Below are 22,095 nucleotides of genomic sequence, written 5' to 3'. Positions count from 1 at the left end.
AATAGAAGAAAGGGGGATGAGAAGATGCCTTTAGAAATTGTGAGAGATGACATCACAAAAATGCATGTAGATGCCATTGTCAATGCAGCCAACAAAGAACTTCGAATGGGCGGCGGCGTGTGTGGTGCGATATTTAACGCTGCGGGGGTTGCCCAGTTGCAAAAAGCCTGCAACAAAATCGGCTATTGCCCGGTCGGTGGAGCTGTCAGTACAGAGGCCTTCGACTTAGATGCTGCATACATCATCCACACGGTAGGGCCGGTTTGGCACGGAGGAAAGCAAAATGAAGAAGGCCTTCTCCGGTCTTGCTACGCAAATTCGCTGGAACTTGCCCATTCCTTAAATTGTGAATCGATCGCTTTTCCGTTAATTTCTTCCGGCATCTACGGCTATCCAAAAGAACAGGCTCTGCAAGTCGCTATTTCGGAAATCCATCGTTTCTTAATGAAGCCGGACCATGAAATGCTCGTTTTTCTTGTCGTCTTTGATAAAGCATCGTTCGGTTTCAGCGGAAAACTGTCTCAATCGATCCGCAATTACATCGACGAAAATTACGTAGAACAACAGCAGCTAAAATACGCTCGAAGCCGCCGTGTTTTAGAAGAAGTATCCTACTCAACCGAAGAACGGTCTACTGCTGTCCATCAAACGGTTGAGGAATTAGAAGAGGCCCTAAGCCGAATAAAAGAAACTTTTTCGGACAAACTTCTTCAATTCATTGACGAAAAAGGAATGACCGATGCACAAGCTTATAAAAAAGCCAATATCGATCGGCGATTATTTTCAAAGATCCGAAACTCGCCAGGGTATACACCGCTTAAGAAAACCGTTTTTGCATTTGCTGTTGCCTTAGAACTGGACCTCGAGGAAACTGCAGAACTATTAGGAACGGCCGGGTACGCTTTGTCCCATAGCCATAAATTGGACGTCATCATTGAATATTTCATAATCCAAAAAATATACAACATCCATGAAATCAACGAAGCTTTATTTGCCTTTGACCAGCCTTTGCTTGGTGCATAATTGTCGCTTCAAAAGCGACCAAACGATTTCCGGTAAAGGTTACTCTTTAGGTATCACCTGTGAAGAACAGGCAGACTAAGGAGGAGACCGATATGAAAAAAGGAAGTACGGAAATCGTTTTTATTCTCGATAAAAGCGGTTCAATGGCAGGGCTTGAAAAAGACACAATTGGGGGCTTTAATGCTTTAATTGAAAAGCAGAAAAAAGAAGCGGGAGACGCAAAAATAACCACCATTCTCTTTAACCACCAGTATGAGTTGCTGCATGACCGCATTGCAATCTCGGGGATTGCCCCATTAACGGAAAAAGAGTATGAAGTCGGCGGCACGACCGCTTTACTGGATGCTGTCGGTTCAGCCATCCAAAAGCTGTTGAATGTTCAAAAACGGACAAGCCAGGAAGAACAAGCGGAAAAAGTGATGTTTGTGATCACGACAGACGGCATGGAAAATGCCAGCTGTGAATACGACTACACAAAAATAAGAAAAATGCTCTCTTTCCAAAAAGAGAAGTTCGGATGGGAATTTATCTTCCTCGGTGCCAACATCGACGCAGTCGCGACCGCTAAAAACTTCGGGATCAGTGAAGACCGGGCCGTGAATTACCACGCCGATGATAAAGGAACGGAACTGAATTACCGCGTATTGAACGAAACCGTCAGTTCATTCCGACAAGGAAGAAAACTGGACCAGAACTGGAAGAAGGACATCGAAGCTGACTTTAGCAAGCGCAGCAGACGGTGAATTCATGAAAACTGTTCGTAAAAGTATGTTTCACAAAGTGAACGTTCGTAAAGTGTTTTGACACGTTTACGAACGTTCTTTTTGTTGATTTCAAGGATTTTTAAAGCGTTCGGGAACGTGTACTTTTACGAACGCTAATTAATTAGAAATGCATTTATATTCCTTAGTCAATTTATGTGTAGAAATAATTGGTGCATCAAGTAGAACTTTAAACTCCTATGAAATCATTAATTTCTATAAATGAATTCCAGGAAGATGGAACAAGCCAACTCTTTTGACAAACTTTATTTAGTAATTTACAATGATGAATGTACGCTTATTCGATAAGGAGGATTATTAAAAAATGACACACTCAATGAAACTTCGTTTCCCGACTTTGAATCAGTAATTGAATACGTTCAAAGGCTCTGTTTGTGAAATCAGAGTAAACGGGATAAGTCTGTCCTTTTTTAATAATCTTCACTCTATAAAATTAAAATAGTTAAAGAAGAGGTACAACTCTACCTTTTATAATTCTGTAGTTTTCTTTCTTCAACAAGGATTTTAAAGGAGTTTGTATGAAATCTATCTTTATTTACCTGATATTAATTGATTAGTAATATCCCTTTTACTCACAGACAAGCCGTCTGTGAGTTTTTTTATTTTCTGGAATCACCATGAGTTTGTCAAATGTGCGGCAGATCATGGAGAGAATACAAGAAAATAGAATCAAACAAATTCATTAGAATAAACAATTGGAGGAAATAAACTTGAATACACTTAAACTTAAACAATTAGCAGCGGATAGAGGATTGGATATTGTAGAAAGCAGCATCAAAATCAATGAGTCGGGTGTTGACTTTCAAGTAGTCCACGCCAAAGATCAACATGGAGATAAATGGATTTTAAGAATTCCGCGTAGACCTGAGTCAATGAGATATGCAGGCCAAGAGAAAAAAGCGTTAGATATCCTTCACCAACAAGCGAGCTTTCAAGTTCCGAATTGGTCTATCTTCTCTGAAGATTTAGTTGCTTATAAGCAACTAAAGGGCATTCCTGCAGCGACGATTGATGTGGAGCAACAGAACTATGTTTGGAGTTTTGATGAAACCAATGTTCCACCTGCGTATTATCAATCACTAGGCAAAGTCCTAGCAGATTTACACGCATTGCCTCAGGAAGAATTCAAACATATCGGGGTTGAAACCCTTCGTGCCGATGAGTTAAGAACTTCCTTGAAACAGCGAATGGAACGGGTAAAGAAACAATACGAAATCAATCCAGCTTTATGGGACCGTTGGCAAGCATGGCTTGCCGAAGACTCTTTTTGGCCCTCCCATGTAGGAGTGAAACACGGGGACATACATCCGGGTCATATCCTTATTAATAAAAACTATCAAGTAAGGGGCTTAATTGACTGGACAGAAGTAGGAATTGCTGATGTATCTGTCGATTTCCTGTCCCATCACCTTCTTTTTGGGAATGATGGACTAACAAAGTTAATCAATGCTTATGAAAATGCCGGTGGAAAAACGTGGTCAAGAATGGATGAGCATATTGTAGAACTTCTTACAACCAGCGCCATCACTATAGCTGAATTTGCAGAAATCTCAGGCCTTCAAGAGATGCACGAAACAGCTGCACACATGCTCGCTAGCGAAATGTAATGAAATGGACTGGTCGTTTAGCTGTGCTTAACGATCAGTTTAACGCAAAGGGTGTAGTTGCGAATGCAGGAATTGTTGCAGAAGCAACAACTATAGCTGCTTTATTTGCTGTTACAGGATGTTCGATTGTTGTTAATGCCATCACCTGTAAATGGTAACTTGAAATTTGAATTAGGAGGGGAACGTAATGCAATTTTTATTGTTTTATTGATTAATGCGGGCTTGAAGCAGAAGCTCGTATCGATCTTGGCTATCGGTACGAAATTAAAAATTTCGGAGGTAGCAAAATGGAAAAACTTTGTTTTGAATTAAAAAATATTGAAGTGTCCTATTTAGATAAAGAAATCTTGCGAATTGAAGATATAGCTATCCACCAGTTTGACCGCATTGGCATTGTGGGGAAAAACGGTGCAGGAAAAAGCACATTACTGAAATTATTAGCGAAAGAAATTCAGCCAACAGTGGGGCAAGTGAAGAGTTACGTTGAGCCAGGATACTTTAAACAGCTGGAGACTCCTAAAAAAGAAGAGGCCGGTATTGATCCAGCATTGCTTAGGCAATTAGCGGTACCACGAAATCTAGAGTCACTGAGTGGTGGAGAACAGACGAAATTAAAGCTCGCTCAGCTAATGAGTCATTATTATGAAGCATTATTACTGGATGAGCCAACCACTCATATGGATAAGCAGGGCATTTCGTATTTGCTCGAAGAACTTCGCTATTACTATGGTGCTTTGGTGATCATCAGCCATGACCGGGCCGTGTTGGATGAACTTGTGACAAAGATCTGGGAAGTCCAGGATGGGCAAGTGCATGTGTATTCGGGAAATTATAGCGACTACATGAATCAAAAAAGGTTGGAATGGGAACAACAAAATCAAGCTCACGAACAGTTCTTAAAAGAAAAGAACCGACTGGAAAAAGCTGCAAAAGAAAAGATGAAGAAAGCAGAGAAGGTTGCCCAAGCCGGAAAATATTCGAAGAAGGAATCAAAGGCCATGGCAAATCGAATGTTTGAGACAAAATCCAAAGGCACAAGCCAGAAAGCGGTACATCGTGCGGCCAAGGCAATCGAGCAGCGAATGGAGAAGCTTGAGGAGGTGAGTGCGGTTCAAGTTGAGAAGCCGATTGTTTTTCCACATCAGAAAGCACTGGAGCTGCACAATAAATTTCCAATCATGGCCGATCGTTTCACTTTATATGCCGGAGATAATATATTATTGGAAGAAGTGCACTTCCAACTTCCACTTGGTAAAAAGATTGCGATTTCAGGTGTGAATGGGAGTGGTAAAAGTACATTGCTTCAACGAATTGCGAGAAAAGATGAGCAATTGACCATTTCTCCTAAAGCAAAGATTGGGTATTTTCAGCAAATGAGTTATCAGTTCAGCGGTGATGAGACTGTCTTCCATTACATCAAAAATCGTTCGGAACATGAGGATAGCTTTTTAAGGAGTGTCCTTCACTCGATGCAGTTTGTGGATACAGACTTGCTAAAACAGGTGAAAGATTTAAGCGGGGGAGAAGCCATCCGGCTGCAGCTTTGTTTACTCTTTCTAGGTTCTTATAATATCCTGTTATTGGACGAACCAACTAACTTTTTAGATATTAAAGCGATTGAAGCACTAGAGCAGTTCGTAAAGGCTTATCAAGGCACCATCGTATTTGTTTCCCATGATGAGTTCTTTATCCGAAATACAGCAGATATTCAGTACATCCTAAGTAATAAGAAGTTGCAATTGATATAAGGAACTTGAAATAGTCATCGATATTAGTCGATGACTATTTTTTGTTTCTTTAATTACTTGAAAGATTTGTATTTCGAGAAGATTTTTAGTCTTTTATTCCAGTTTACATATCATGACGTTATCAAAAGTTGAGTGGCTACATAGGAAAGTAATGGGCTTCACTCAGCAGTTTCTCCCTTGTTGTTTATAAAATACTGCTTTTTACACCCACTTTAAACTGGATACTCATTTGGAATTTTACTATATAATAGAAATGTAAATCAGAAGAGGAAAGGAAAACGGTACTGATGCGAAAGGGAGAGGATACAATCAATCTAATTTCTTAATGAAATGAAGAAGATGAGTCAGCTTATTAATTCCAAAATTAGAAGAAAACGTATACCGAAGCAAGTGGGGAGGAGAATGATGGAGAAAAAACAAAAGACGAATAGAGAATTTCATGTAGGGGTTAAAAACTCTTTTCTCCTCGGGCTGCCTGCACTCGCACTGATTTACCTACTCGTAAATTTGGAGAGCAACAGAACGCGGACCACCTTACTCATCCTTTCTCTCTTCATTGTTATTGAACTCATCCCACGTATGAAACCAAAGAGGAACAAAGAATACATACTTCCATTTCTTTCGGGGTTCCTTGGCGGAAGTGTCTTTCTCGCTTTCATCCTTTGGCTGATGATTTCTCATTCTTGATACAATAGAGGCAATGAGGCCATTGTTTTATTTAAGTTCTATAAAAGATAAAACTATTCCCAAAAATGTGTATTTGCTAATTATTTTCAAAATATTTAGGTTATAATAAGGAGGTGATTTCAAATTCACTAAGGGGAACACTTGGCAGGTAAATAGTTTAGATTTTCAGTTGGCCTTTTATTCGCCATGTATACATAAGTAAAAACGACGTTATTTTTACGAAAGAAGACGAAGTGAATAAAAAGGAGAGAAGTGAAAATGAGACCCAACCAGCTAACGATTCCTTTAAAGGCCACTACCTATTTCTTTCTTAAATCCAAAGATGTACATATTGAAAACGGATTAGCCTTCATTACGTTGTTTGCTCGTTTGACTCGGGAAACCACTTTAATTCATGAAGGAAAGAAGCAAACCCATGTGGAGACGGCATGGGTGGAGATAGAAGAGTTTCAAATGGAACATGCACCTGAAAAAGTGAGAAACCTGCCCAATTGCATGCAGCGGTATAAGATAACTGAAGATGTCTTTCGTAGTCTGTATCACTTGTCTAAAGAATCGCCGGAGGATCTTTTTTATATCACGCCTTATCATTACGAGTCTAGTCGAAAAAACTATCTATCTTATCAACAACTGAATCAACTCTTCCCGTTCTCGTTAGTGAATTCTGAGAATAAAGAAATGCATAATTACGACACGTTGTAGGGAAGAGATGAAACATGACTTTAAGCTGTGTCTTTTCCTATTTTCATTGGATATGGGAACAGCCAGAAGTACGTTCTCTAAATAGCATGTGCTCGAAAAAGGAAGACGATCAGCTGGGAGTTAGCTGGTCGTCTTCCTTTTTCGTTTCATTTTCAATCAGGCAATCAAACAGTTAGAAGGTCGGAGAAGAAGAAAACGATTGGAAGATAGCTTTTACTGCTTCGATCGATTCCTGACGTTCACTAGTTCCAATTATTTCTCAATGAATTCCAGGTTCTTCAGCTTCATCGCTTGCACCAACGTGCTGTAGACTTCAATCTCTCCAAAGTTGAGGCCTAATTGAATGGCCGTCTGCGCAATGTCTGGGCTGATGCCTGCGAGCGCTGTTTTGACGCCGATGATGCGCAGCCCATCGATGAGCTGGAAAATCTGGTGAGCCACCATCGTGTCGATGATGGGAACGCCGGACAAATCAATGAACAAGCGTTCCAGCCGATAATCGGCACTTTGTTCCAACGCTTTTTCAAACAGAATTTTCGCCCGGTAGGTACTAATTTCTCCGACCAAGGGCAACAGGCCGGTATCATTGGTCAGCAGGATAACCGGTGCACTCATTTCAACGATCAATTCTTGCTGGGCGTTCAGTTTCTTTTCAGCGGCGATGGCTGTCTGGGTGGTAAATTCCAGCAGAAGGTCATTGATCGACGCCGTAATCCTCTGATTCCAGGCAATCAGCTGTTCCTTCGAGACGCGCTCCCCTTGAATGGAAGCAAACTCTTCGATCAGTTGAAGGTATTGCTTTTGGGTTTGGAAAAAGTCTTGCAGCACGGCTGTCGTCGGTGTCGCTAAGCGGTCTTCATCCCTTGCCGTGCGGACAATCCATCCTTGAAAATCTTTCAAAAATTCTTCGTATTCTTTGTTGAACATCGAACAGAACCGATCATGGAATTCCGCATTTTGCTGTTTCAGTTTTTCAATTATATTGGGGTTCATGGAGCCGTAGATGCCGCCTTGTTTTTTATCCAATGCCTGATACCATTGTTCGGTCAGCCCTTCGTTTCTCTTACATAGAAAATCGTATAACTCTTTGTTTTGTAGCACAGTATTTTTTCCCTTCTTCTTAAATATTTTTCATATTGTAGTAGATACTAACACGCTACAAGAACTTTAAACAGATACTTGTGAAATGACATATATTTATCCTATCTCATTTATGGAATGCATGCACTCTTCCACATTTGTGAAAAGAAGATGCGTTTTCTTTTCATTCGAAGTAAGAACAGCTTTTTTAGAAAAGAGCGAAGTCCACATGAATGTCTTAGTCATATCATTTAATAAATTTCGAGTATTTTCTTTCTTTTTGGTAATTCAAATGTATTTAACGTTATAGCATTTAAATAACTGAAAAATTATATGAAAGCTTTTTTTAGGTTTTCAAAAAAATAATAAGGGAATCAAAAAAATAATAACTAAAATACCGATGAGGAGTAGAGGCAAGTATGGAAAAAACGAATAAAGATGAAAACAGGAAAAATAGGCAATTGGAAGAGTTTCGTGCGGATGACCGGGACCAAGCAATGACGACCAATCAGGGATTGAAAGTGTCAGAGGATGAATTTTCATTGAAAGCAGGTGTGCGGGGGCCTACTTTGATGGAGGACTTCCATTTCCGTGAAAAAATGACCCATTTTGATCATGAACGCATACCTGAGCGGGTGGTCCATGCCCGAGGGTACGGCGCCCATGGGATATTCGAAGCGTATGGGACGGCGGAACCTTATACAAAAGCAGGTTTCCTGAAAAAAGGGAAGAAAACCCCGGTATTTGTGCGCTTCTCGACAGTCGTCGGATTTCGGGGATCGGCAGAAACCGTGAGGGATACCCGTGGTTTCGCCACAAAATTCTATACGGAAGAAGGAAATTACGATCTCGTTGCAAATAACATGCCGGTATTTTTTATCCAAGATGCGATCAAGTTTCCGGATGTCGTCCATGCGATCAAGCCTGAACCGCATAACGAAATGCCGCAAGCCGCTGCCGCCCATAATACATTTTGGGACTTTGTAGCAAACAATACAGAATCGGCCCACCATGTGATTTGGAACATGGCAGACCGGGCTATTCCCCGCAGTTTCCGCATGATGGAAGGTTTCGGCGTCCACACGTTCCGCTTTATCAACGACGAAGGGAAATCACATTTCGTCAAATTCCATTGGAAGCCCAAACTCGGCGTACATTCTTTAGTATGGGATGAGGCACAAAAAATTGCGGGGAAAGATCCGGATTATAATCGCCGTGATCTTTGGGAATCAATCGAAGCAGGTGATTTTCCGGAATACGAATTCGGGGTTCAGCTTTTACCGGAAGAAGATGAATTCAAGTTCGATTTTGATGTGCTTGATCCAACTAAAATCTGGCCGGAAGAAGATGTTCCAGTCACGATGATCGGAAAGATGACACTTAATCGAAACGTTGATAATGTTTTTGCAGAGACGGAGCAAGTCGCGTTCCACCCTGGCCATGTTGTGCCGGGCATCGATTTTACAAACGATCCCCTTCTCCAAGGGCGCTTGTTTTCTTATACCGACACACAATTAATCCGTCTCGGCGGACCGAATTTCCACGAAATTCCGATTAATCGGCCTGTATGTCCGTTCCATAACAATCAGCGGGACGGTTATCATCGCCAGACCATCAACAAAGGACCCGTTAGCTATCATCAAAACTCTATGGCAAATAACACCCCTGCTCCAGTCAGTGCCGATAAAGGCGGATTTGAGCATTATCAGGAAAAAGTGGAAGGCAGGAAAATCCGGGCACGAAGCGATAGTTTCAATGATCATTTTTCACAAGTTAAACTTTTCTGGAATTCGATGAGTACGCCGGAAAAAGAACATATTATTCAAGCGTACAGCTTCGAGCTTGGGAAATGTGATATGCCGATCCGGGAACAGAATATAGAAGTCTTAAGGCAGGTAGATTTGGAACTTGCGCAGAAAGTGGCGAAGAATATTGGTGTGACCCCGCCTACTGAAGGGGGATCAGCTGTCACGAAATCCTCGCCAGCGCTCAGCCAAGAGAATACGGTGAAGTTGCCCGATACACGAAAAGTTGGTGTCCTGCTTGACCATGGATTCGATGGGAAAGAAACCCTGGCAGTCCTGAATGAATTAGAAACCAACAAAATGAAATATGAAATCATCAGTGAAAATCAGGGAACAGTAACAGGTGCAGATGGAACAGAATTAGAAGCAGCCCATAATTTTTCTACGACGGATGCCGTGCTGTACGATGCCTTATACGCAGTGGGCGGTCCTGACGTATCAAAAGCATTTGCGAAAAACGCTGCAAAATATATAGGAGAAGCTTTTGACCACTATAAAGCGATTGGCGCTACTGAGGAAGGGGCAAAATGGCTGGAAGCAGCTGATATGCTCAATCAGCCCGGCATTGTAACAGGTAAAGGGAACGCTGATTTTACCAAACAATTCATTGAAGCTGTTACAGCGCACCGTCATTGGAATCGGGAAGTAAATTGAGCGGAATTCCGCTTGTTTCGTGCGAGGAAATTGGAAGGGATTTTATCAAGAAAGGGAGGATTGGATGAGAAAAGATAAACCAGAAAACATACCCGCCCAAGAACAGGAACGTCAGCCTGGATTTGAAAACGAGATGAAGCCGCATCCGGATTTTAAGAGGAATTTAGCAGGACAGGCCCACCGCCTGCCGCAAAAAACCGCTTTGATTACGGGTGGAGACAGCGGAATTGGACGAGCTATAGCGGTAGCATTTGCAAAAGAAGGGGCGGACGTTGCCATTGCCTATCTGGATGAACACGAAGATGCGGAAGAAACAAAGAACTATGTGAAACAAGAAGGAAGACGCTGCCTGTTGATTTCGGGTGATATTGGCGATGAAGCATTTTGCCAAGATGCTGTGCAAAAGGTAATCGATGAATTCGGCAAATTAGATATTCTGGTCAACAACGCAGCCGAACAGCATGAACAGCCCTCATTAAGGGACTTGCCGACTGAACAATTGGAGAGGACCTTTCGGACGAATATTTTCAGTATGTTCCATTTAACAAAAGCAGCCCTGGATCATTTAAAGCCGGGAAGTGCAATTGTGAATACCACTTCGATCACCGCATTTCAGGGTGCACCCACAATGATTGATTATTCTGCTACAAAAGGAGCGATTCTGTCATTTACGCGCGCTTTATCCGGCTCACTTGCAGAACAAGGGATTCGCGTCAATGCTGTAGCGCCAGGACCGATTTGGACGCCTTTAATTCCCGCATCTTTTCCGGCAGACAAAGTAGAAGGATTTGGTAAAGAAGGGGAATTTGGTACGCCGATGAAGCGGCCGGGTCAGCCCGATGAATTAGCGGGGGCCTATGTCTACCTTGCTTCGGAAGATGCTTCATATGTCACAGGACAAGTGGTGCATGTTAACGGAGGCACTCCATATTAAAAAGACAAGGGCTCTCTTTCCGGAGTCCTTGTCTTTCGTTTCTTTCCAATTTATTTCTTTTTTAAAATGATCTATAAACCGGTTCTTTATTTTTCGTTCCCGATTACTTCTTTCTTTAAGGGGGGAGCCATGAAATCAGGTTGAAGCGGTTCCTTGATTGTTTCCCTGAGAATCCAATCAATTTCCTGTTGGTCATCCTCTGTCAGTTTCCACCCGTCAATGCGATTCAATGTCTCCAATTGTTCTGGACGGCGGACCCCTCGCAGGGCAATCCCCGTTTCCGATTGGTCTAATACGTATCGTACGGCCAAGTCAATCAAAGGTCTGCCATAAGCAGTTCTTACAAAATCTTCTAACCGTTCGGCTGCCGTTACATACTGATCCAAAAGAGGCTGTTGGAATTTCGGGTCTTTGTCTTTTCGCATATCGCCATCCGCAAATTGACGATCCCGCGTCATTTTTCCAGATAACAGTCCTCGGCAAAGGCTGCTGTATAAATACAATGTGGCGCCAATTTCCTTGCTGTAAGGAAAGATGTCCTTCTCTGCACCGCGTTCAAATAAATTGTAAGGCGGCTGAATGGCATGGATAGGCGCAATCTGTTGAAAAGATTTCATCTAATGGACAGAAAGGTTACTGACTCCAATTGCTTTTATTTTGCCTTGATCATAATGAATTTTCATGGCTTCGGCCGTTTCTTCTATTGGAACAGCGGGATCGGGCCAATGGACAAAATAAACGTCCAGATAATCCGTTTGAAGCCGTTTGAGGCTCTCATCAAGCTCTGATAAAACTCTTTCTTTTGCCCCGTCGCGGTAAATGGTGTCGCCTTCCCAGTTTAAAGCGCTCTTGGCAGAAAGGATAATATCTTCCCGTTTGCCGCTTTCTTTTAAGGCCTGCCCCATTAATTTCTCGGAATGCCCAAAGCCATAATCATTGGCTGTATCAAATACCGTAACGCCTTGGTCAAGTGCAGCATGGATCATGCGGTTCGCCTCTTTGTCGTCATTGCCGCCCCACATGAACCCGCCGATGGGCCAGCTGCCTATGCCAATGCGGGATGCTTTTTTGTCAGTGCCTGGTACATTCGTATATTCCATCTTTACTGTTCCTCCTTTTTCGTTCTAACAAGCAATAAATAATATTTTCCCTTTGCATGTTCTTATAAAACGAAACTTGTTATAAAAAAGGAAATCAACGTTAATGAATTTATTGGTATTTCGACTTAATGAAAAAAAGTGGACACAAAATCTTCTTTAGCTAAGGGGGAGAAAGAGTATGGAAGAGACCAAAAAAGCGTTTCTTTTTGTACTGGCTATGCTGGCAAGTGTTGGATTTGCCGGCTTTTTGCTTCTTGCTTTTTTGATGTTATCCGATGAAGTGATCGAGAAAGAAATTGATCTTTTTGATCGTTTACTGATGAAGGTACTTCTTTCAATACAAAATCCTGCTCTAGACTTTGTTATGAAGCTGATCACTGAACTGGGTTCTTGGTGGTTTATTGCGCTATTATCTTTTTTCACCGTTTTCATCCTATGGAAACGTTATAAAGATAAATGGTCAATCTTCTTTCTTCTATGGACTTTAGGAGGAGGCGGAGTGCTCAATTTAATTTTAAAAAACCTTTTTGAGAGGGACCGTCCGTCGGGAGATACGTTAATCGAATCTGAAGGCTTCAGTTTTCCAAGTGGCCACGCTATGATGTCTCTTATCATGTACGGGTTTCTCATTTATCTTATCAGTCGATTGGGGAGAATGAAGACAACTATTATCAGTTCTGTTGTCCTTTTGGTCCTCGTGATTGCAGGAGTAAGCTATAGCCGAGTCTATTTGGAAGTCCATTTTCCCAGCGATGTGTTGTCCGGTCTGCTTGCAGGCGCTATTTGGTTACTTGTCAGCTTGATGGCTTTTGAGTGGGTAAGATGGAGACAGCAGCATAAAAAAGCCAATATGGCTTTTATAAAAGAGTCGGTGCGTATTTATATAAAAAAGTGAGGAGTAAACAGTATTAATCAAGTCACTCATTTCCTTTTACGATTAACTGATGAATAAAGTAGTTAAAAGCCTACCATTCTAATTTTCGGGTAACTAAAGATAAGAACCCATTTGAAGAGAGAAGATTAAAGAATGAGGAAAAACAGGTAGTTATAGTAGGAAGCACCTCAAAAAACAAGATGAAAAATGTTTTGAAAGAATATTTGATAAATTAGCGTGAAGAGAAAAACCAATCGATTTTTCTCTTTTTAGACAGGAGGACAAGGAATGGGATTTAAAGAAACAACATCCTTAGTGAGCATGTGGATAAAAGTACTGACAGGTTTTGTCCTCTCCAAGCTTATTAAAAGAAAGGGAAATAGGAGGATCATTTTAACCGGTGGAAACTTAGGGGAAAAGTATGAAGATAGCATTGCGGTATTCCATCAATATCTTCTTGAACATTACGCCAAAACAGATGACATCTATTGGCTTTACGACCCGAAAACGACCTATGCTAAAGAAATGGGATTGCCCAATGCAGTACCGTTGGGCACAATCAGAAATTATTACCTTTTCTTCTGTGCTGATTATAGCTTTCATGGTCATTCCATTATGTATGATATTGCCCCGAAAGCGAATTCTTTTCTTTTTCTAAACAAGAAAACCTTTTTTGTACATGTTAGTCATGGCATTGAAGGATTCAAAAAAATACTCATCCAAAAAGAAGATGTTCCATTGCTGGCGCGAACCAATCACTTTAATTGCGCTTCCCGTTACGAAAAGGAGTTAAAACGAGAACAATGGGGAATTCCGGAACACAAATTAGTCGTAACAGGCTTTCCCCGTTTTGATCGTTACCCTACAAACCAGCCGGCTGATCAAGTAAAGAAAATATTGTTTATGACCACATGGCGTGAATGGCTCACCTACCTGTCGGATGAAGAATTTGAAGAAAGCGCCTATTTTCAGCATACGATGGAGTTGCTTGAACATGAAGAAATCAACCGCCTTTTGAAAGCGCAAAACGTTTTTGTCACGGTGGCATTGCATCCGTTTATGAAAAAGTTTGAACAACACTTTCGAGAATTTACGAACGATCGCATTCAGTTTGTAGGATTTGACGAGCTTTCAATCGGAGACGCCATTCAGGAAATGGATATGCTGTTAACCGATATCACGAGTATTTCATGGGATTTTCTTTATTTAAACAAGCCCATTATTTTTTATTTATTTGATCAAACTGATTGGGAAACCAAAAGGGGAATCTACATAAATTTAAACGAAGATTTATACGGTTATAGAACGCAAAGCAGCGATGAAGTCTATGCCTATCTAAAGGAAATTCTTGTGGAGGGAGTCAATTACAATAAGTGGTATAGCGAAGCCCATCGATATTTTGATTATTTTGATCAAAACAACTGTGAGCGGTTAACCGCTCAGGTGCTGAAAGAAAGCAAATAGAAAGCAGGAAGCTTTTAGTAGCCACTTATAACATAACTGTTTGTTTAGTTTAGATTAAGTAATTTAGGCAGGTTGAAAAGCAAGTTGATGCCTATCCAGACAAATTTAGGGTAGATAACAAATAATAATAGTTGAAGAAAGGATGAATAAAAATGCCCAGCACAAATTTAAAGGCCCCAATCATCAATTGCACATTAAAAAAGAGTCCGGACACATCGAATACAGATGCGCTCATCAACGAAGTCGTCAAGCACTTGGAGAAGGAAGGCGTTGAAGCAGAAACAATCCGGATGGCTGACTACAATGTGGCCCATGCCATGGCGATTGATGCAGGCGAAGGAGACGAGTGGCCCCAAATTTATGAGAAGATACTCGAAGCGGATATTCTGATTATTGGCACACCCATCTGGATGGGAGAAAAAAGCAGTTATGCCACCAAAGCGATTGAACGGATTTATGCAGCAAGCGGCGCGACCAATAAAAAAGGGCAATACATTTACTATAACCGGGTAGGCGGAGCGATTGTGACCGGAAATGAAGACGGCGCAAAAGACAGTGCCAAATCCATTTTATATGCGCTTTCTCATATGGGCTTCATCGTGCCGCCAAATGCAGATACTTACTGGGTAGGACCGGCAGGACCGGGTCCCTCTTTCATCGAAGCAGAGGGGAATCAGAACGATTTCACCATGCAGCATGCAAAAATCATGGCCTATAACTTAATCCATTTTGCACGCCATTTTAAAATGAATCCAATTCCTGCCGAAGGAAACGTGATTGAACAACAAGATTAAAAAGCAACCTTTGGAAAAGTGGAATATTTTTAAGTGCACCAGTAAAAAATTATTCGAAAGGGGCATGGACGGTGCCGTCAGTTGTTGTAGATGAATCGCTTTCTCTGTATTATTCGATTTACGGAAAAGGGCCGCCAATCGTCTTTATCCACCCTCCTGTTTTGGGGCATCAAGTTTTTAAACATCAAGAAAGGTTAGCAGAGCGTTACCAGGTCATTCTCTTTGATCTTCCTGGTCATGGAAAAAGCTCCACAGGAAATAAGAAATTGAGCATTTCAAATCTGGCAGACAATTTATGTGGATTAATGGACGCCCTTAAAGTGGAAAAGGTTGCGGTATGCGGGTTTTCGCATGGTACGTTGATTGCACAGGAGTTTGCTTTAAAATATCCTGGACGGGTTAACTCCTTGATATTGTGCAGCGGCTATCCCGAAGTGAGGACCTGTAATATCCGTAGCTTGGCAGCGGGAGGAATAGCATTAGCAAAGTTAAACCAAATGTCATTGCTCGCACGAATAATGGCAAAAACGCACCGGTATTACAAGCAGGATGAAGAAGAGCTTTATCAATACGCTTTAAAAGCGCGGCCACAAAAGGTTTATGAATACATTGCTGCTGGTCTTAAATATACCTCTATTTCACGTCTTCACCGTTTAGAGATGCCTGTACTGCTGGTGTATGGCTCACTTGAAAAAATGAACCACCGATACTGCAAGTTATTCGAAAAGGAATTGTTCCATCTTCAAGTTGTTGTAGTGAAAGGGGCCACGCATCAATTGCCGCCACGTTTCTTCCACTCATTCAACGGAATCATTCATCAGTTTTTATTGCCGTTAACCGATAAGTATCAAAATTGAGCACTTAGTTTTTAGATCTGAACTTTCTTGATCGAATGAATTTAAAAAACAGTTGATTTGGAAGGGCAAAATTGGAAATGTCTTATGGTTTGGAGATGACGATACATGACAAAAATTCTGTTTCTTCCGTTATTGAATAGTATGCCATCTGGTCATCATCAGGTAGCAGAAGCGATTATGGAATATATTTCAGCTCATGGCGCGCATATGGAATGTAAAAAAATTGATATTTTAAGTGAATGGAATCCGGTGTTGGAAAAAGCAATTGTAAATGTTTATAAAAGCTGGATCCATCATGCGCCAGCTCTTTACGGTTCCTTTTATCGGCTTTTAGCAAAAGGTTCAACATCTTCCCGAACTCATAAACTTTATGAACTGTTGCTTATTAGAAAAATGGAAGAAGTACTTGCGAAGGAAGAACCGGATTTGATTGTTTGTACTCATGCATTGCCGTCTTACTTGATAAATCAAATAAAGGAAAAAGGCAAATGTTCGACTCCATGTCTCAACGCTTATACCGACTTCTTTATCAATAATGTATGGGGAATAAGCAATATTGAATATCACTTTGTTTCAAGTTATCAACTAAAGGAACAGTTAATTCTAGAACATAAGATTGCAGAGAATCGAATTTTTATAACGGGTATTCCTGTAAGTACATATATCAAAGAAGACAGGGAAAGTAAGTCTAAGCAAACAGAACGCAATTTATTATTTTTTGCCGGGAGCTTAAAACCGAAAGAAATAGCGGGCGAATTAAAAGCAACAGATAAAGAAGAGAATTGGCAAATCCAAATCTTGAATGGCCCCACTAGTGAAGCGTTTAAAAAATTAAGTCGTCAGAAATTCTCTGACATACAATTGCTTCCTGATATTGCATCCAAAAATCGAATGAACGAATTGTATAGCCACGCAACTGCTTTTGTAACTAAGCCGGGAGGTACTTTAATCAGTGAGGCGATCAAGAAAGAATTGCCCATTTTTGTGCATATGACTTTGCCCGGACAAGAGGAAATCAATTTACGCTATCTGATTGAACAAAAATTAGTATATAAGATACCCGAAAACAACAATTTAGTGGACTATGTAGTAAGCAAGATATACAATCCTATCGAGATGGAAATTTATAAACAAAACGTTCGAAACTATACCAAAACAATAGAATTAAAAAATTCCCGAGCTGTTTATAGAGCCCTCGAACAATTTCTTAAATAAAAGTTGCTTTTGATAGTGTCATGTTTTTCACTATTAAAGTAGAAGAAAGTGTATGATAATATTTAATTTTTATGTCTTTGAAAAAGATAAAAAGAACCATCTATTTAAAAAAGGATGGTTCTTACTTTGTATTGGATATTATTTAATACCAGTACTTTTTAGAAATCTTATTAATTCTGTATTGAACCGCTTAGGTTCATCAGCATTGATTCCATGTCCGCTATCTTTAAATGGGACTAGTACTGAATTGGGTATCTGTTTTTCCAACTCTTCCCCTAATGCGTATTCGCAAATCTGGTCTTTCTTCCCGTGAAAAATAGCAGTCGGCAAGAAGATTCCACTTAACTCCTTCCGCAAATCCTCATCTCTCAAAGCAATCGCAGAATTAACAGTAGAATGAGCACCAGCTTCAAGTCCGAGTAGTTGGAACCAATGGAGGAATTCTGGTGATTTTTTCTGTTCAAAAAACATATCCGCAAACTCAGATAAAAAAGCCGGACGGTCGTCTTTGATTTTTTGGATAATCTCATCTACTTTTTCAGGCTTCATATTATATTTGAAATCATCTCGTTGGGTGAATAAAGGCGCTGCTGCTGATAACAACAATAATTTGTCGATATTCTCCTGTCCGAATTTGGTAATATAACGGATAGCAATTGGGCCTCCCATAGAGAATCCAGCCAGCACGAAGTTTTCGAGCTGCAGGTGATCAACTATTTTCTTGACATCGTTTGCAGCAGTGTCGTAATCATAACCGGACCATGGTTTGTCCGATTTTCCATAACCGCGTAGATCGATTCCGATAAAGCGGAAACCGTTTGCTGCAAGTACTGCTACCTGAGATTCAAAAGCTTTACTATTTAACGGCCAACCGTGTAGAAAGACAACTGGCTGCCCGGAGCCGATATCTTCCACATGAACTTTAATGTCATTTTCAACTTCAATATAATATCCCAAATTTTCTTCCTCCTTAAACTTCTCTCAATTTTCTGTCTCACTTCTATTTCCTTTCTTTGGAGGTTTTAAACTACTAAGAAAAAGGCGGGTGAAGCCATAAAACTTTATTGTTAGCACGTTTAAAGAAGTTCGCTAGTATATCTTGAAAATTTACAGGAATCTATTATTTTGATTAAAGTTTGAGGAGTAATGCTTCTTATTCTGGGAAATTATATACTGTATTGAAAACTTAGAACGGTGGAATAGAAAAAATAGAGGTCAAGAAGATATACGATTAAACCATAGAACAAATTAAGTTAATTGATGTTTAGATAAACATGACCATTGTACAAAATAGTAATAAATACAGGGGACTGGGAGGTGAGGATGGTGCAAGAAGGGGGCATTAGCCAGGATTTAATACGAGGCAACATTGATACCATCGTTCTTCGTGTACTTTGCGAAGGCGATAACTATGGCTATGAAATCATAAAAGCAGTTTCTAGAGATAGCGGTGGAAATTATGAACTGAAAGAAAGTTCGCTTTATACGAGTTTGAAAAGACTTCAGACGCAAAACTTGATAGAAGCTTATTGGGGAGAAGAAAGTCATGGAGGCAAGCGTAAATATTATCAAATAACTTCGCTTGGTAAAGAAGTTTTCGAGAAAAATCTTAAAGCGTGGAGAGAAGCGAAGATTTTAATCGATCAGCTAATTGAAATAAAAGAAAACAACGAAAAAGAGGCTAAAAAATTTAGTGCAATTCAGTTGTTTAAAGCATAAGAGGCAATTAGAAAGGAGTGGATGGATGTTTTCAACGATATTAATGAGTTTGACGATTTTATTTATGCTGACGAGCTTATATCGCTTCTTTGCCAAAAAAAGATATAAGCGCAGTTATTTCCAATCTTCGTTATTTCAAAAGCTCTTTTTCGCTATGTTGGGCGTTACTATCGGATTTGCAATCCTTTATTATTTGTTATCGTTTGAAGGGGATGTAGTAAGAGTGGGCACGGAAGAGGGAAAAGATGGAGGAGAAAATTTCCTGGATTATCTCTATTTTAGTGGAGTTACGCTCCTATCTGTCGGTTACGGGGACTTAGTACCGGTCGGAAAAGCACGCTTCTTCTCACTCCTTCAGGCAGCCATCGGTTTTTTGCTGCCTACTGCATTTTTCATTCGGGCTTTGAGCGAAAAAGGAGATATCAATGATGATGGAGTAAAAACCGAAAAAGAAGGTCGTCAAGATTAAGGCAACCGAAGCGATAAACGGGACAAAGATGCCAGCGATAACGAGGAGGCAGATAAAGCAGATGATTGACGATTATCTTCTTTAATGATAACTCAACCTGTTAAAACGTTTTCTCTTCTGAATTGAATTTTTATTGATATTAAAATCTTATGATAGAATTCCAGTTAATTTTCAGAAATCAGCTTAATTATAAGCTTGATTTTAAGAGATTTCTAAAGTTCTATAAAGCGACTCATTTGGCCGCCCTTTCATTTATCTTTCTTCTTTTGTTTTTCAATGTCTTCCATCTCTTGTTGATAGTGTTTCTCCACATCTGTTGTTGCTGGAATAAAAGGGTCTTGATTGTAATCCGTCCGTTTCCCGTACCGAAGCATTTCATAAATGATCATGCCGTTGTTCGGCATGCCATTTTGAGTATTCATGGGCACCACATCAAACAAAACGTAGAAAAATGCATAGAAAACAAATCGTTCCCAGAAAGTTGCAAAAGTCTCAAGCAGCCCATTCGCAAGAAGCGCGTTCAGGGTTAATGCAAGAAGAAGATTCATGAGAATGGGGCTTGCATAGATGCAGATGTAAGCGAATTTGCTTTCCCTTTTTAACGAATCATAGGAAAACCAGCTGTACAAGTGATAGTATTTCCGCACATCCACTATTCCAATTTTAAAAATCCGAGGACCTGAACCGATGGTCAGGCGGGGGTTGTTTACACCAAAAATTTCACTGGCAATCAAATAACCGGATTCTCTTAAAAGTACCACCAAGGGCAAAATGATAAAGGCGGAAATAATCAGTGATCCTAAGTCATATAATCCAAACATCGAATCCCCATTCCTTATTATCCAAATGCCAATGGGTCGATAAAGTATGTAATGATTTTTCAAAGAAGTTACACACGCTCAACGTAAGCTGTTCTTCAAATACTAATTCAGCTCCAAATCCTCTTTACATAGTAATCCTCTTGCTCCACTGTCAATTTGTAGACGTCCGGATGCGACAATTCAACCCATTCTTTGAATCCATGCAAGCCGTCAATCTGTTTTAAAATAAGCCCAATTATGTTGCCATGGGTGGAAATGGCCGTGCCGTCAGAGGCTGATTCAAGCACTTCGAACAAACCGGTCGTAACGTCCCGGCTGAATTCTCCGGTTGCCATCTTGATATTCTGTTCTTCAATGGATTCTGCGAAACGTTCCAGCCAATCCGTCAATCGTTTTGAAACCAATCTGCGTTCCATGAGCCGATTGTCAATTTGCAGCTGCAAGCCCAGTGTATCAGCGGTCGGTTCGATGGATTGAATGGCTCGTGTAAAGGGACTGGAAATAATGTTCTCAATGGGCTGTTTTTCGAAAAAGCGCGCAATCTCTTCCGCTTGTTCTTTTCCTTTTTCCGTTAACTTCGCATCCGGTTCTTGTCCTGTCGCTTCGCAATGCCTAAGTAGATAAATGGTTTTCTTCATCTGTTTTGTTCCTCACTCCTCTTCTTTCTAACGTCTCCTGAACTTGCTTTCACCGTGAAACTATCCGATTACATACTGTGTGGATAACCTTGAATTTTTGATTAGGTTTGCTGCTAAAATTTTCGGTTTTTCGGGTTCTTCAGTACACTTCCAATCCAACCTTTCTTCTGAAGGAAGAAATAGAGGCCCCACGTCGATAAGAGGATGACGGCAATGGCGATTAGATAGCCATATTTCCATTCCAGTTCAGGCATCACTTCAAAGTTCATACCCCATAAAGCTCCCCAAGCCGCAATCGGTGTGAATAACATGGTGATAACTGTTAACGTTTTCACGATTTCATTTCCCCGGTGAGAAGAAATGACGGTTTCCAAGTCAATCATTTCCCGGACTTCCTCATCGTATTCTCGAATGATTTCCCGGCATCGGCTAAGACGCAGGCACGTCCTTTGATAGTGTCTGCCAGCCGTCACAAAGTCGCCGAACGCTTCCTGCATAGCTTCTCGAATTTCATTGACGGGGATAATCAAGTTTTTCCAAACGAGAATTTCGTGTCGATTGTCCATGATTTCATCCAATACTTCCTCGTTGTTTTTTGTTTTGATACGCCATAACAATTGATGCATCCGATTTTCAAAGGCATCGATGTCTTGAAGGAAAGAAGCGACAATCTCCCCAAGCAGGATCATGAACCCCTCGATGGCATTTTTAGCAGTGTGTAGCTTTCTAAGTAATTGTTCTTCGGATAGCCGGTATAAAAAAGATACATCGATCCTGCTGGTAATCAACCTATCTTTGGATAAATAGTATTGAAGGACGGTTTGTTTTTCATGGTCTTCAATTTCTTGATGATAGATGATGGAACCCCACATCGATTCGGTGCCTTCTTCGGTCGTCTCCATTTCCAGGTTGCTGTTTTTCTCTTCTCGCAGCGAATCTACCCAACTTTTGCTTGCTGGAGGCAATTTAGGGAGCGAGGCGACTTCTTGTTCGGAAGTGACATCAATCCGAATCCATTCCCATTTATCGTGATGAAAAAGCTGTTTATTCATTTTTTCGCCTCCCTGTAGTATTAGTATTGCTGCTTTAGGAGGATTCTAAACCTTAGAAGGGGAATGGTAA

General features: G+C 40.7%; 22 protein-coding genes and 1 pseudogene. 17 read left to right on the top strand and 6 right to left on the bottom strand.

Annotated elements, in window-relative coordinates; translation table 11 throughout:
• Positions 1 to 24 precede the first annotated feature (24 nt).
• The 8 genes from AC2EXB_RS10575 (at position 25) to AC2EXB_RS10540 (ending at position 6,549) form a co-directional block, all read left to right on the top strand.
• Positions 25 to 1,023: a macro domain-containing protein gene (locus AC2EXB_RS10575; protein ID WP_483601318.1), complete on the top strand. Its 999-nt coding sequence runs from the start codon at positions 25 to 27 to the stop codon at positions 1,021 to 1,023.
• Positions 1,024 to 1,115: 92 nt separating this feature from the next.
• Positions 1,116 to 1,766 carry a vWA domain-containing protein gene (locus AC2EXB_RS10570; protein ID WP_483601317.1) on the top strand — a complete coding sequence of 217 codons (651 nt, stop codon included), beginning with the start codon at positions 1,116 to 1,118 and terminating at the stop codon, positions 1,764 to 1,766.
• A 343-nt stretch (positions 1,767 to 2,109) separates the two neighbouring features.
• Complete coding sequence (locus AC2EXB_RS10565) at positions 2,110 to 2,154, top strand: erythromycin resistance leader peptide (protein ID WP_203334236.1); 45 nt, start codon at positions 2,110 to 2,112, stop codon at positions 2,152 to 2,154.
• Between the two features lie 361 nt (positions 2,155 to 2,515).
• Entirely contained in the window at positions 2,516 to 3,412 is an 897-nt protein-coding gene (locus tag AC2EXB_RS10560; protein WP_483601316.1) for a macrolide 2'-phosphotransferase, read from the top strand.
• Positions 3,412 to 3,570, top strand: a complete 159-nt coding sequence (locus AC2EXB_RS10555; protein WP_238942781.1) for a hypothetical protein — start codon at positions 3,412 to 3,414, stop codon at positions 3,568 to 3,570. The genes AC2EXB_RS10560 and AC2EXB_RS10555 overlap by 1 nt, the downstream gene beginning before the upstream one ends.
• Positions 3,571 to 3,699: 129 nt before the next feature.
• Positions 3,700 to 5,160 (top strand): Msr family ABC-F type ribosomal protection protein, encoded by a 1,461-nt coding sequence (locus tag AC2EXB_RS10550; protein ID WP_483601315.1) that lies wholly within the window; start codon positions 3,700 to 3,702, stop codon positions 5,158 to 5,160.
• 405 nt (positions 5,161 to 5,565) lie between these two features.
• On the top strand, positions 5,566 to 5,847 hold the full coding sequence (locus AC2EXB_RS10545) for a hypothetical protein (protein WP_483601314.1): 282 nt from the start codon (positions 5,566 to 5,568) through the stop codon (positions 5,845 to 5,847).
• 258 nt (positions 5,848 to 6,105) lie between these two features.
• Positions 6,106 to 6,549: a hypothetical protein gene (locus AC2EXB_RS10540; RefSeq protein ID WP_483601313.1), complete on the top strand. Its 444-nt coding sequence runs from the start codon at positions 6,106 to 6,108 to the stop codon at positions 6,547 to 6,549.
• Positions 6,550 to 6,801: 252 nt separating this feature from the next.
• Here the strand turns inward: AC2EXB_RS10540 and AC2EXB_RS10535 are convergent, their stop codons facing one another.
• Positions 6,802 to 7,650: an STAS domain-containing protein gene (locus AC2EXB_RS10535; protein ID WP_483601312.1), complete on the bottom strand. Its 849-nt coding sequence runs from the start codon at positions 7,648 to 7,650 to the stop codon at positions 6,802 to 6,804.
• A gap of 398 nt (positions 7,651 to 8,048) precedes the next feature.
• Here AC2EXB_RS10535 and AC2EXB_RS10530 point away from each other — a divergent pair, with 398 nt between their 5' ends.
• Both AC2EXB_RS10530 and AC2EXB_RS10525 read left to right on the top strand, forming a co-directional pair.
• Complete coding sequence (locus AC2EXB_RS10530) at positions 8,049 to 10,088, top strand: catalase (protein ID WP_483601311.1); 2,040 nt, start codon at positions 8,049 to 8,051, stop codon at positions 10,086 to 10,088.
• 64 nt (positions 10,089 to 10,152) lie between these two features.
• Positions 10,153 to 11,022, top strand: coding sequence for an SDR family oxidoreductase (locus AC2EXB_RS10525; RefSeq protein ID WP_483601310.1), 870 nt, complete (start codon positions 10,153 to 10,155; stop codon positions 11,020 to 11,022).
• An 86-nt stretch (positions 11,023 to 11,108) separates the two neighbouring features.
• Here AC2EXB_RS10525 and AC2EXB_RS10520 read toward each other — a convergent pair.
• Positions 11,109 to 12,122: pseudogene (locus AC2EXB_RS10520) on the bottom strand (aldo/keto reductase).
• Positions 12,123 to 12,300: 178 nt separating this feature from the next.
• On the opposite strand from AC2EXB_RS10520, the gene AC2EXB_RS10515 reads away from it, so the two are divergent.
• From AC2EXB_RS10515 to AC2EXB_RS10495, 5 genes are all read left to right on the top strand, one after another.
• A complete protein-coding gene (locus tag AC2EXB_RS10515; RefSeq protein WP_483601309.1) occupies positions 12,301 to 13,017 on the top strand; it encodes a phosphatase PAP2 family protein in 717 nt (238 codons plus the stop codon).
• Positions 13,018 to 13,284: 267 nt separating this feature from the next.
• Positions 13,285 to 14,460, top strand: a complete 1,176-nt coding sequence (locus AC2EXB_RS10510) for a CDP-glycerol glycerophosphotransferase family protein (RefSeq protein ID WP_483601308.1) — start codon at positions 13,285 to 13,287, stop codon at positions 14,458 to 14,460.
• 152 nt (positions 14,461 to 14,612) lie between these two features.
• Positions 14,613 to 15,254 carry a flavodoxin family protein gene (locus tag AC2EXB_RS10505; RefSeq protein WP_483601307.1) on the top strand — a complete coding sequence of 214 codons (642 nt, stop codon included), beginning with the start codon at positions 14,613 to 14,615 and terminating at the stop codon, positions 15,252 to 15,254.
• A 71-nt stretch (positions 15,255 to 15,325) separates the two neighbouring features.
• Positions 15,326 to 16,111: an alpha/beta fold hydrolase gene (locus tag AC2EXB_RS10500; protein WP_483601306.1), complete on the top strand. Its 786-nt coding sequence runs from the start codon at positions 15,326 to 15,328 to the stop codon at positions 16,109 to 16,111.
• A gap of 105 nt (positions 16,112 to 16,216) precedes the next feature.
• Complete coding sequence (locus tag AC2EXB_RS10495) at positions 16,217 to 17,326, top strand: MGDG synthase family glycosyltransferase (protein WP_483601305.1); 1,110 nt, start codon at positions 16,217 to 16,219, stop codon at positions 17,324 to 17,326.
• Between the two features lie 138 nt (positions 17,327 to 17,464).
• Here AC2EXB_RS10495 and AC2EXB_RS10490 read toward each other — a convergent pair whose 3' ends face one another.
• Positions 17,465 to 18,283: an alpha/beta fold hydrolase gene (locus AC2EXB_RS10490; RefSeq protein WP_483601304.1), complete on the bottom strand. Its 819-nt coding sequence runs from the start codon at positions 18,281 to 18,283 to the stop codon at positions 17,465 to 17,467.
• A 366-nt stretch (positions 18,284 to 18,649) separates the two neighbouring features.
• Between AC2EXB_RS10490 and AC2EXB_RS10485 the strand changes: the two genes are divergently transcribed.
• Both AC2EXB_RS10485 and AC2EXB_RS10480 read left to right on the top strand, forming a co-directional pair.
• Positions 18,650 to 19,045: a PadR family transcriptional regulator gene (locus AC2EXB_RS10485; RefSeq protein WP_483601303.1), complete on the top strand. Its 396-nt coding sequence runs from the start codon at positions 18,650 to 18,652 to the stop codon at positions 19,043 to 19,045.
• Positions 19,046 to 19,070: 25 nt separating this feature from the next.
• Positions 19,071 to 19,514 (top strand): potassium channel family protein, encoded by a 444-nt coding sequence (locus AC2EXB_RS10480; RefSeq protein ID WP_483601302.1) that lies wholly within the window; start codon positions 19,071 to 19,073, stop codon positions 19,512 to 19,514.
• 248 nt (positions 19,515 to 19,762) lie between these two features.
• Here AC2EXB_RS10480 and AC2EXB_RS10475 read toward each other — a convergent pair whose 3' ends face one another.
• The 3 genes from AC2EXB_RS10475 to AC2EXB_RS10465 all read right to left on the bottom strand — a co-directional run bounded on the left by AC2EXB_RS10475 (position 19,763) and on the right by AC2EXB_RS10465 (position 22,025).
• Positions 19,763 to 20,335, bottom strand: a complete 573-nt coding sequence (locus AC2EXB_RS10475; protein WP_483601301.1) for a hypothetical protein — start codon at positions 20,333 to 20,335, stop codon at positions 19,763 to 19,765.
• A gap of 107 nt (positions 20,336 to 20,442) precedes the next feature.
• Positions 20,443 to 20,973, bottom strand: a complete 531-nt coding sequence (locus AC2EXB_RS10470; RefSeq protein ID WP_483601300.1) for a histidine phosphatase family protein — start codon at positions 20,971 to 20,973, stop codon at positions 20,443 to 20,445.
• A 113-nt stretch (positions 20,974 to 21,086) separates the two neighbouring features.
• Positions 21,087 to 22,025 (bottom strand): magnesium transporter CorA family protein, encoded by a 939-nt coding sequence (locus tag AC2EXB_RS10465; protein WP_483601299.1) that lies wholly within the window; start codon positions 22,023 to 22,025, stop codon positions 21,087 to 21,089.
• Positions 22,026 to 22,095 lie beyond the last annotated feature (70 nt).

The sequence above is a fragment of the Planococcus alkaliphilus genome (genome assembly GCF_057031095.1).
Note: the sequence above shows the minus strand (reverse complement) of the source record. Positions and strands in the feature narration are given on the sequence as shown.

Bases quoted from the DNA above. Each gene is read 5' to 3' on its own strand.
- AC2EXB_RS10575 (WP_483601318.1), top strand. From the start codon at position 25: ATGCCTTTAGAAATTGTGAGAGATGACATCACAAAAATGCATGTAGAT.
- AC2EXB_RS10570 (WP_483601317.1), top strand. From the start codon at position 1,116: ATGAAAAAAGGAAGTACGGAAATCGTTTTTATTCTCGATAAAAGCGGT.
- AC2EXB_RS10555 (WP_238942781.1), top strand. From the start codon at position 3,412: ATGAAATGGACTGGTCGTTTAGCTGTGCTTAACGATCAGTTTAACGCA.
- AC2EXB_RS10550 (WP_483601315.1), top strand. From the start codon at position 3,700: ATGGAAAAACTTTGTTTTGAATTAAAAAATATTGAAGTGTCCTATTTA.
- AC2EXB_RS10545 (WP_483601314.1), top strand. From the start codon at position 5,566: ATGGAGAAAAAACAAAAGACGAATAGAGAATTTCATGTAGGGGTTAAA.
- AC2EXB_RS10540 (WP_483601313.1), top strand. From the start codon at position 6,106: ATGAGACCCAACCAGCTAACGATTCCTTTAAAGGCCACTACCTATTTC.
- AC2EXB_RS10530 (WP_483601311.1), top strand. From the start codon at position 8,049: ATGGAAAAAACGAATAAAGATGAAAACAGGAAAAATAGGCAATTGGAA.
- AC2EXB_RS10525 (WP_483601310.1), top strand. From the start codon at position 10,153: ATGAGAAAAGATAAACCAGAAAACATACCCGCCCAAGAACAGGAACGT.
- AC2EXB_RS10515 (WP_483601309.1), top strand. From the start codon at position 12,301: ATGGAAGAGACCAAAAAAGCGTTTCTTTTTGTACTGGCTATGCTGGCA.
- AC2EXB_RS10510 (WP_483601308.1), top strand. From the start codon at position 13,285: ATGGGATTTAAAGAAACAACATCCTTAGTGAGCATGTGGATAAAAGTA.
- AC2EXB_RS10505 (WP_483601307.1), top strand. From the start codon at position 14,613: ATGCCCAGCACAAATTTAAAGGCCCCAATCATCAATTGCACATTAAAA.
- AC2EXB_RS10495 (WP_483601305.1), top strand. From the start codon at position 16,217: ATGACAAAAATTCTGTTTCTTCCGTTATTGAATAGTATGCCATCTGGT.
- AC2EXB_RS10485 (WP_483601303.1), top strand. From the start codon at position 18,650: ATGGTGCAAGAAGGGGGCATTAGCCAGGATTTAATACGAGGCAACATT.
- AC2EXB_RS10480 (WP_483601302.1), top strand. From the start codon at position 19,071: ATGTTTTCAACGATATTAATGAGTTTGACGATTTTATTTATGCTGACG.
- AC2EXB_RS10475 (WP_483601301.1), bottom strand. From the start codon at position 20,335: ATGTTTGGATTATATGACTTAGGATCACTGATTATTTCCGCCTTTATC.
- AC2EXB_RS10470 (WP_483601300.1), bottom strand. From the start codon at position 20,973: ATGAAGAAAACCATTTATCTACTTAGGCATTGCGAAGCGACAGGACAA.
- AC2EXB_RS10465 (WP_483601299.1), bottom strand. From the start codon at position 22,025: ATGAATAAACAGCTTTTTCATCACGATAAATGGGAATGGATTCGGATT.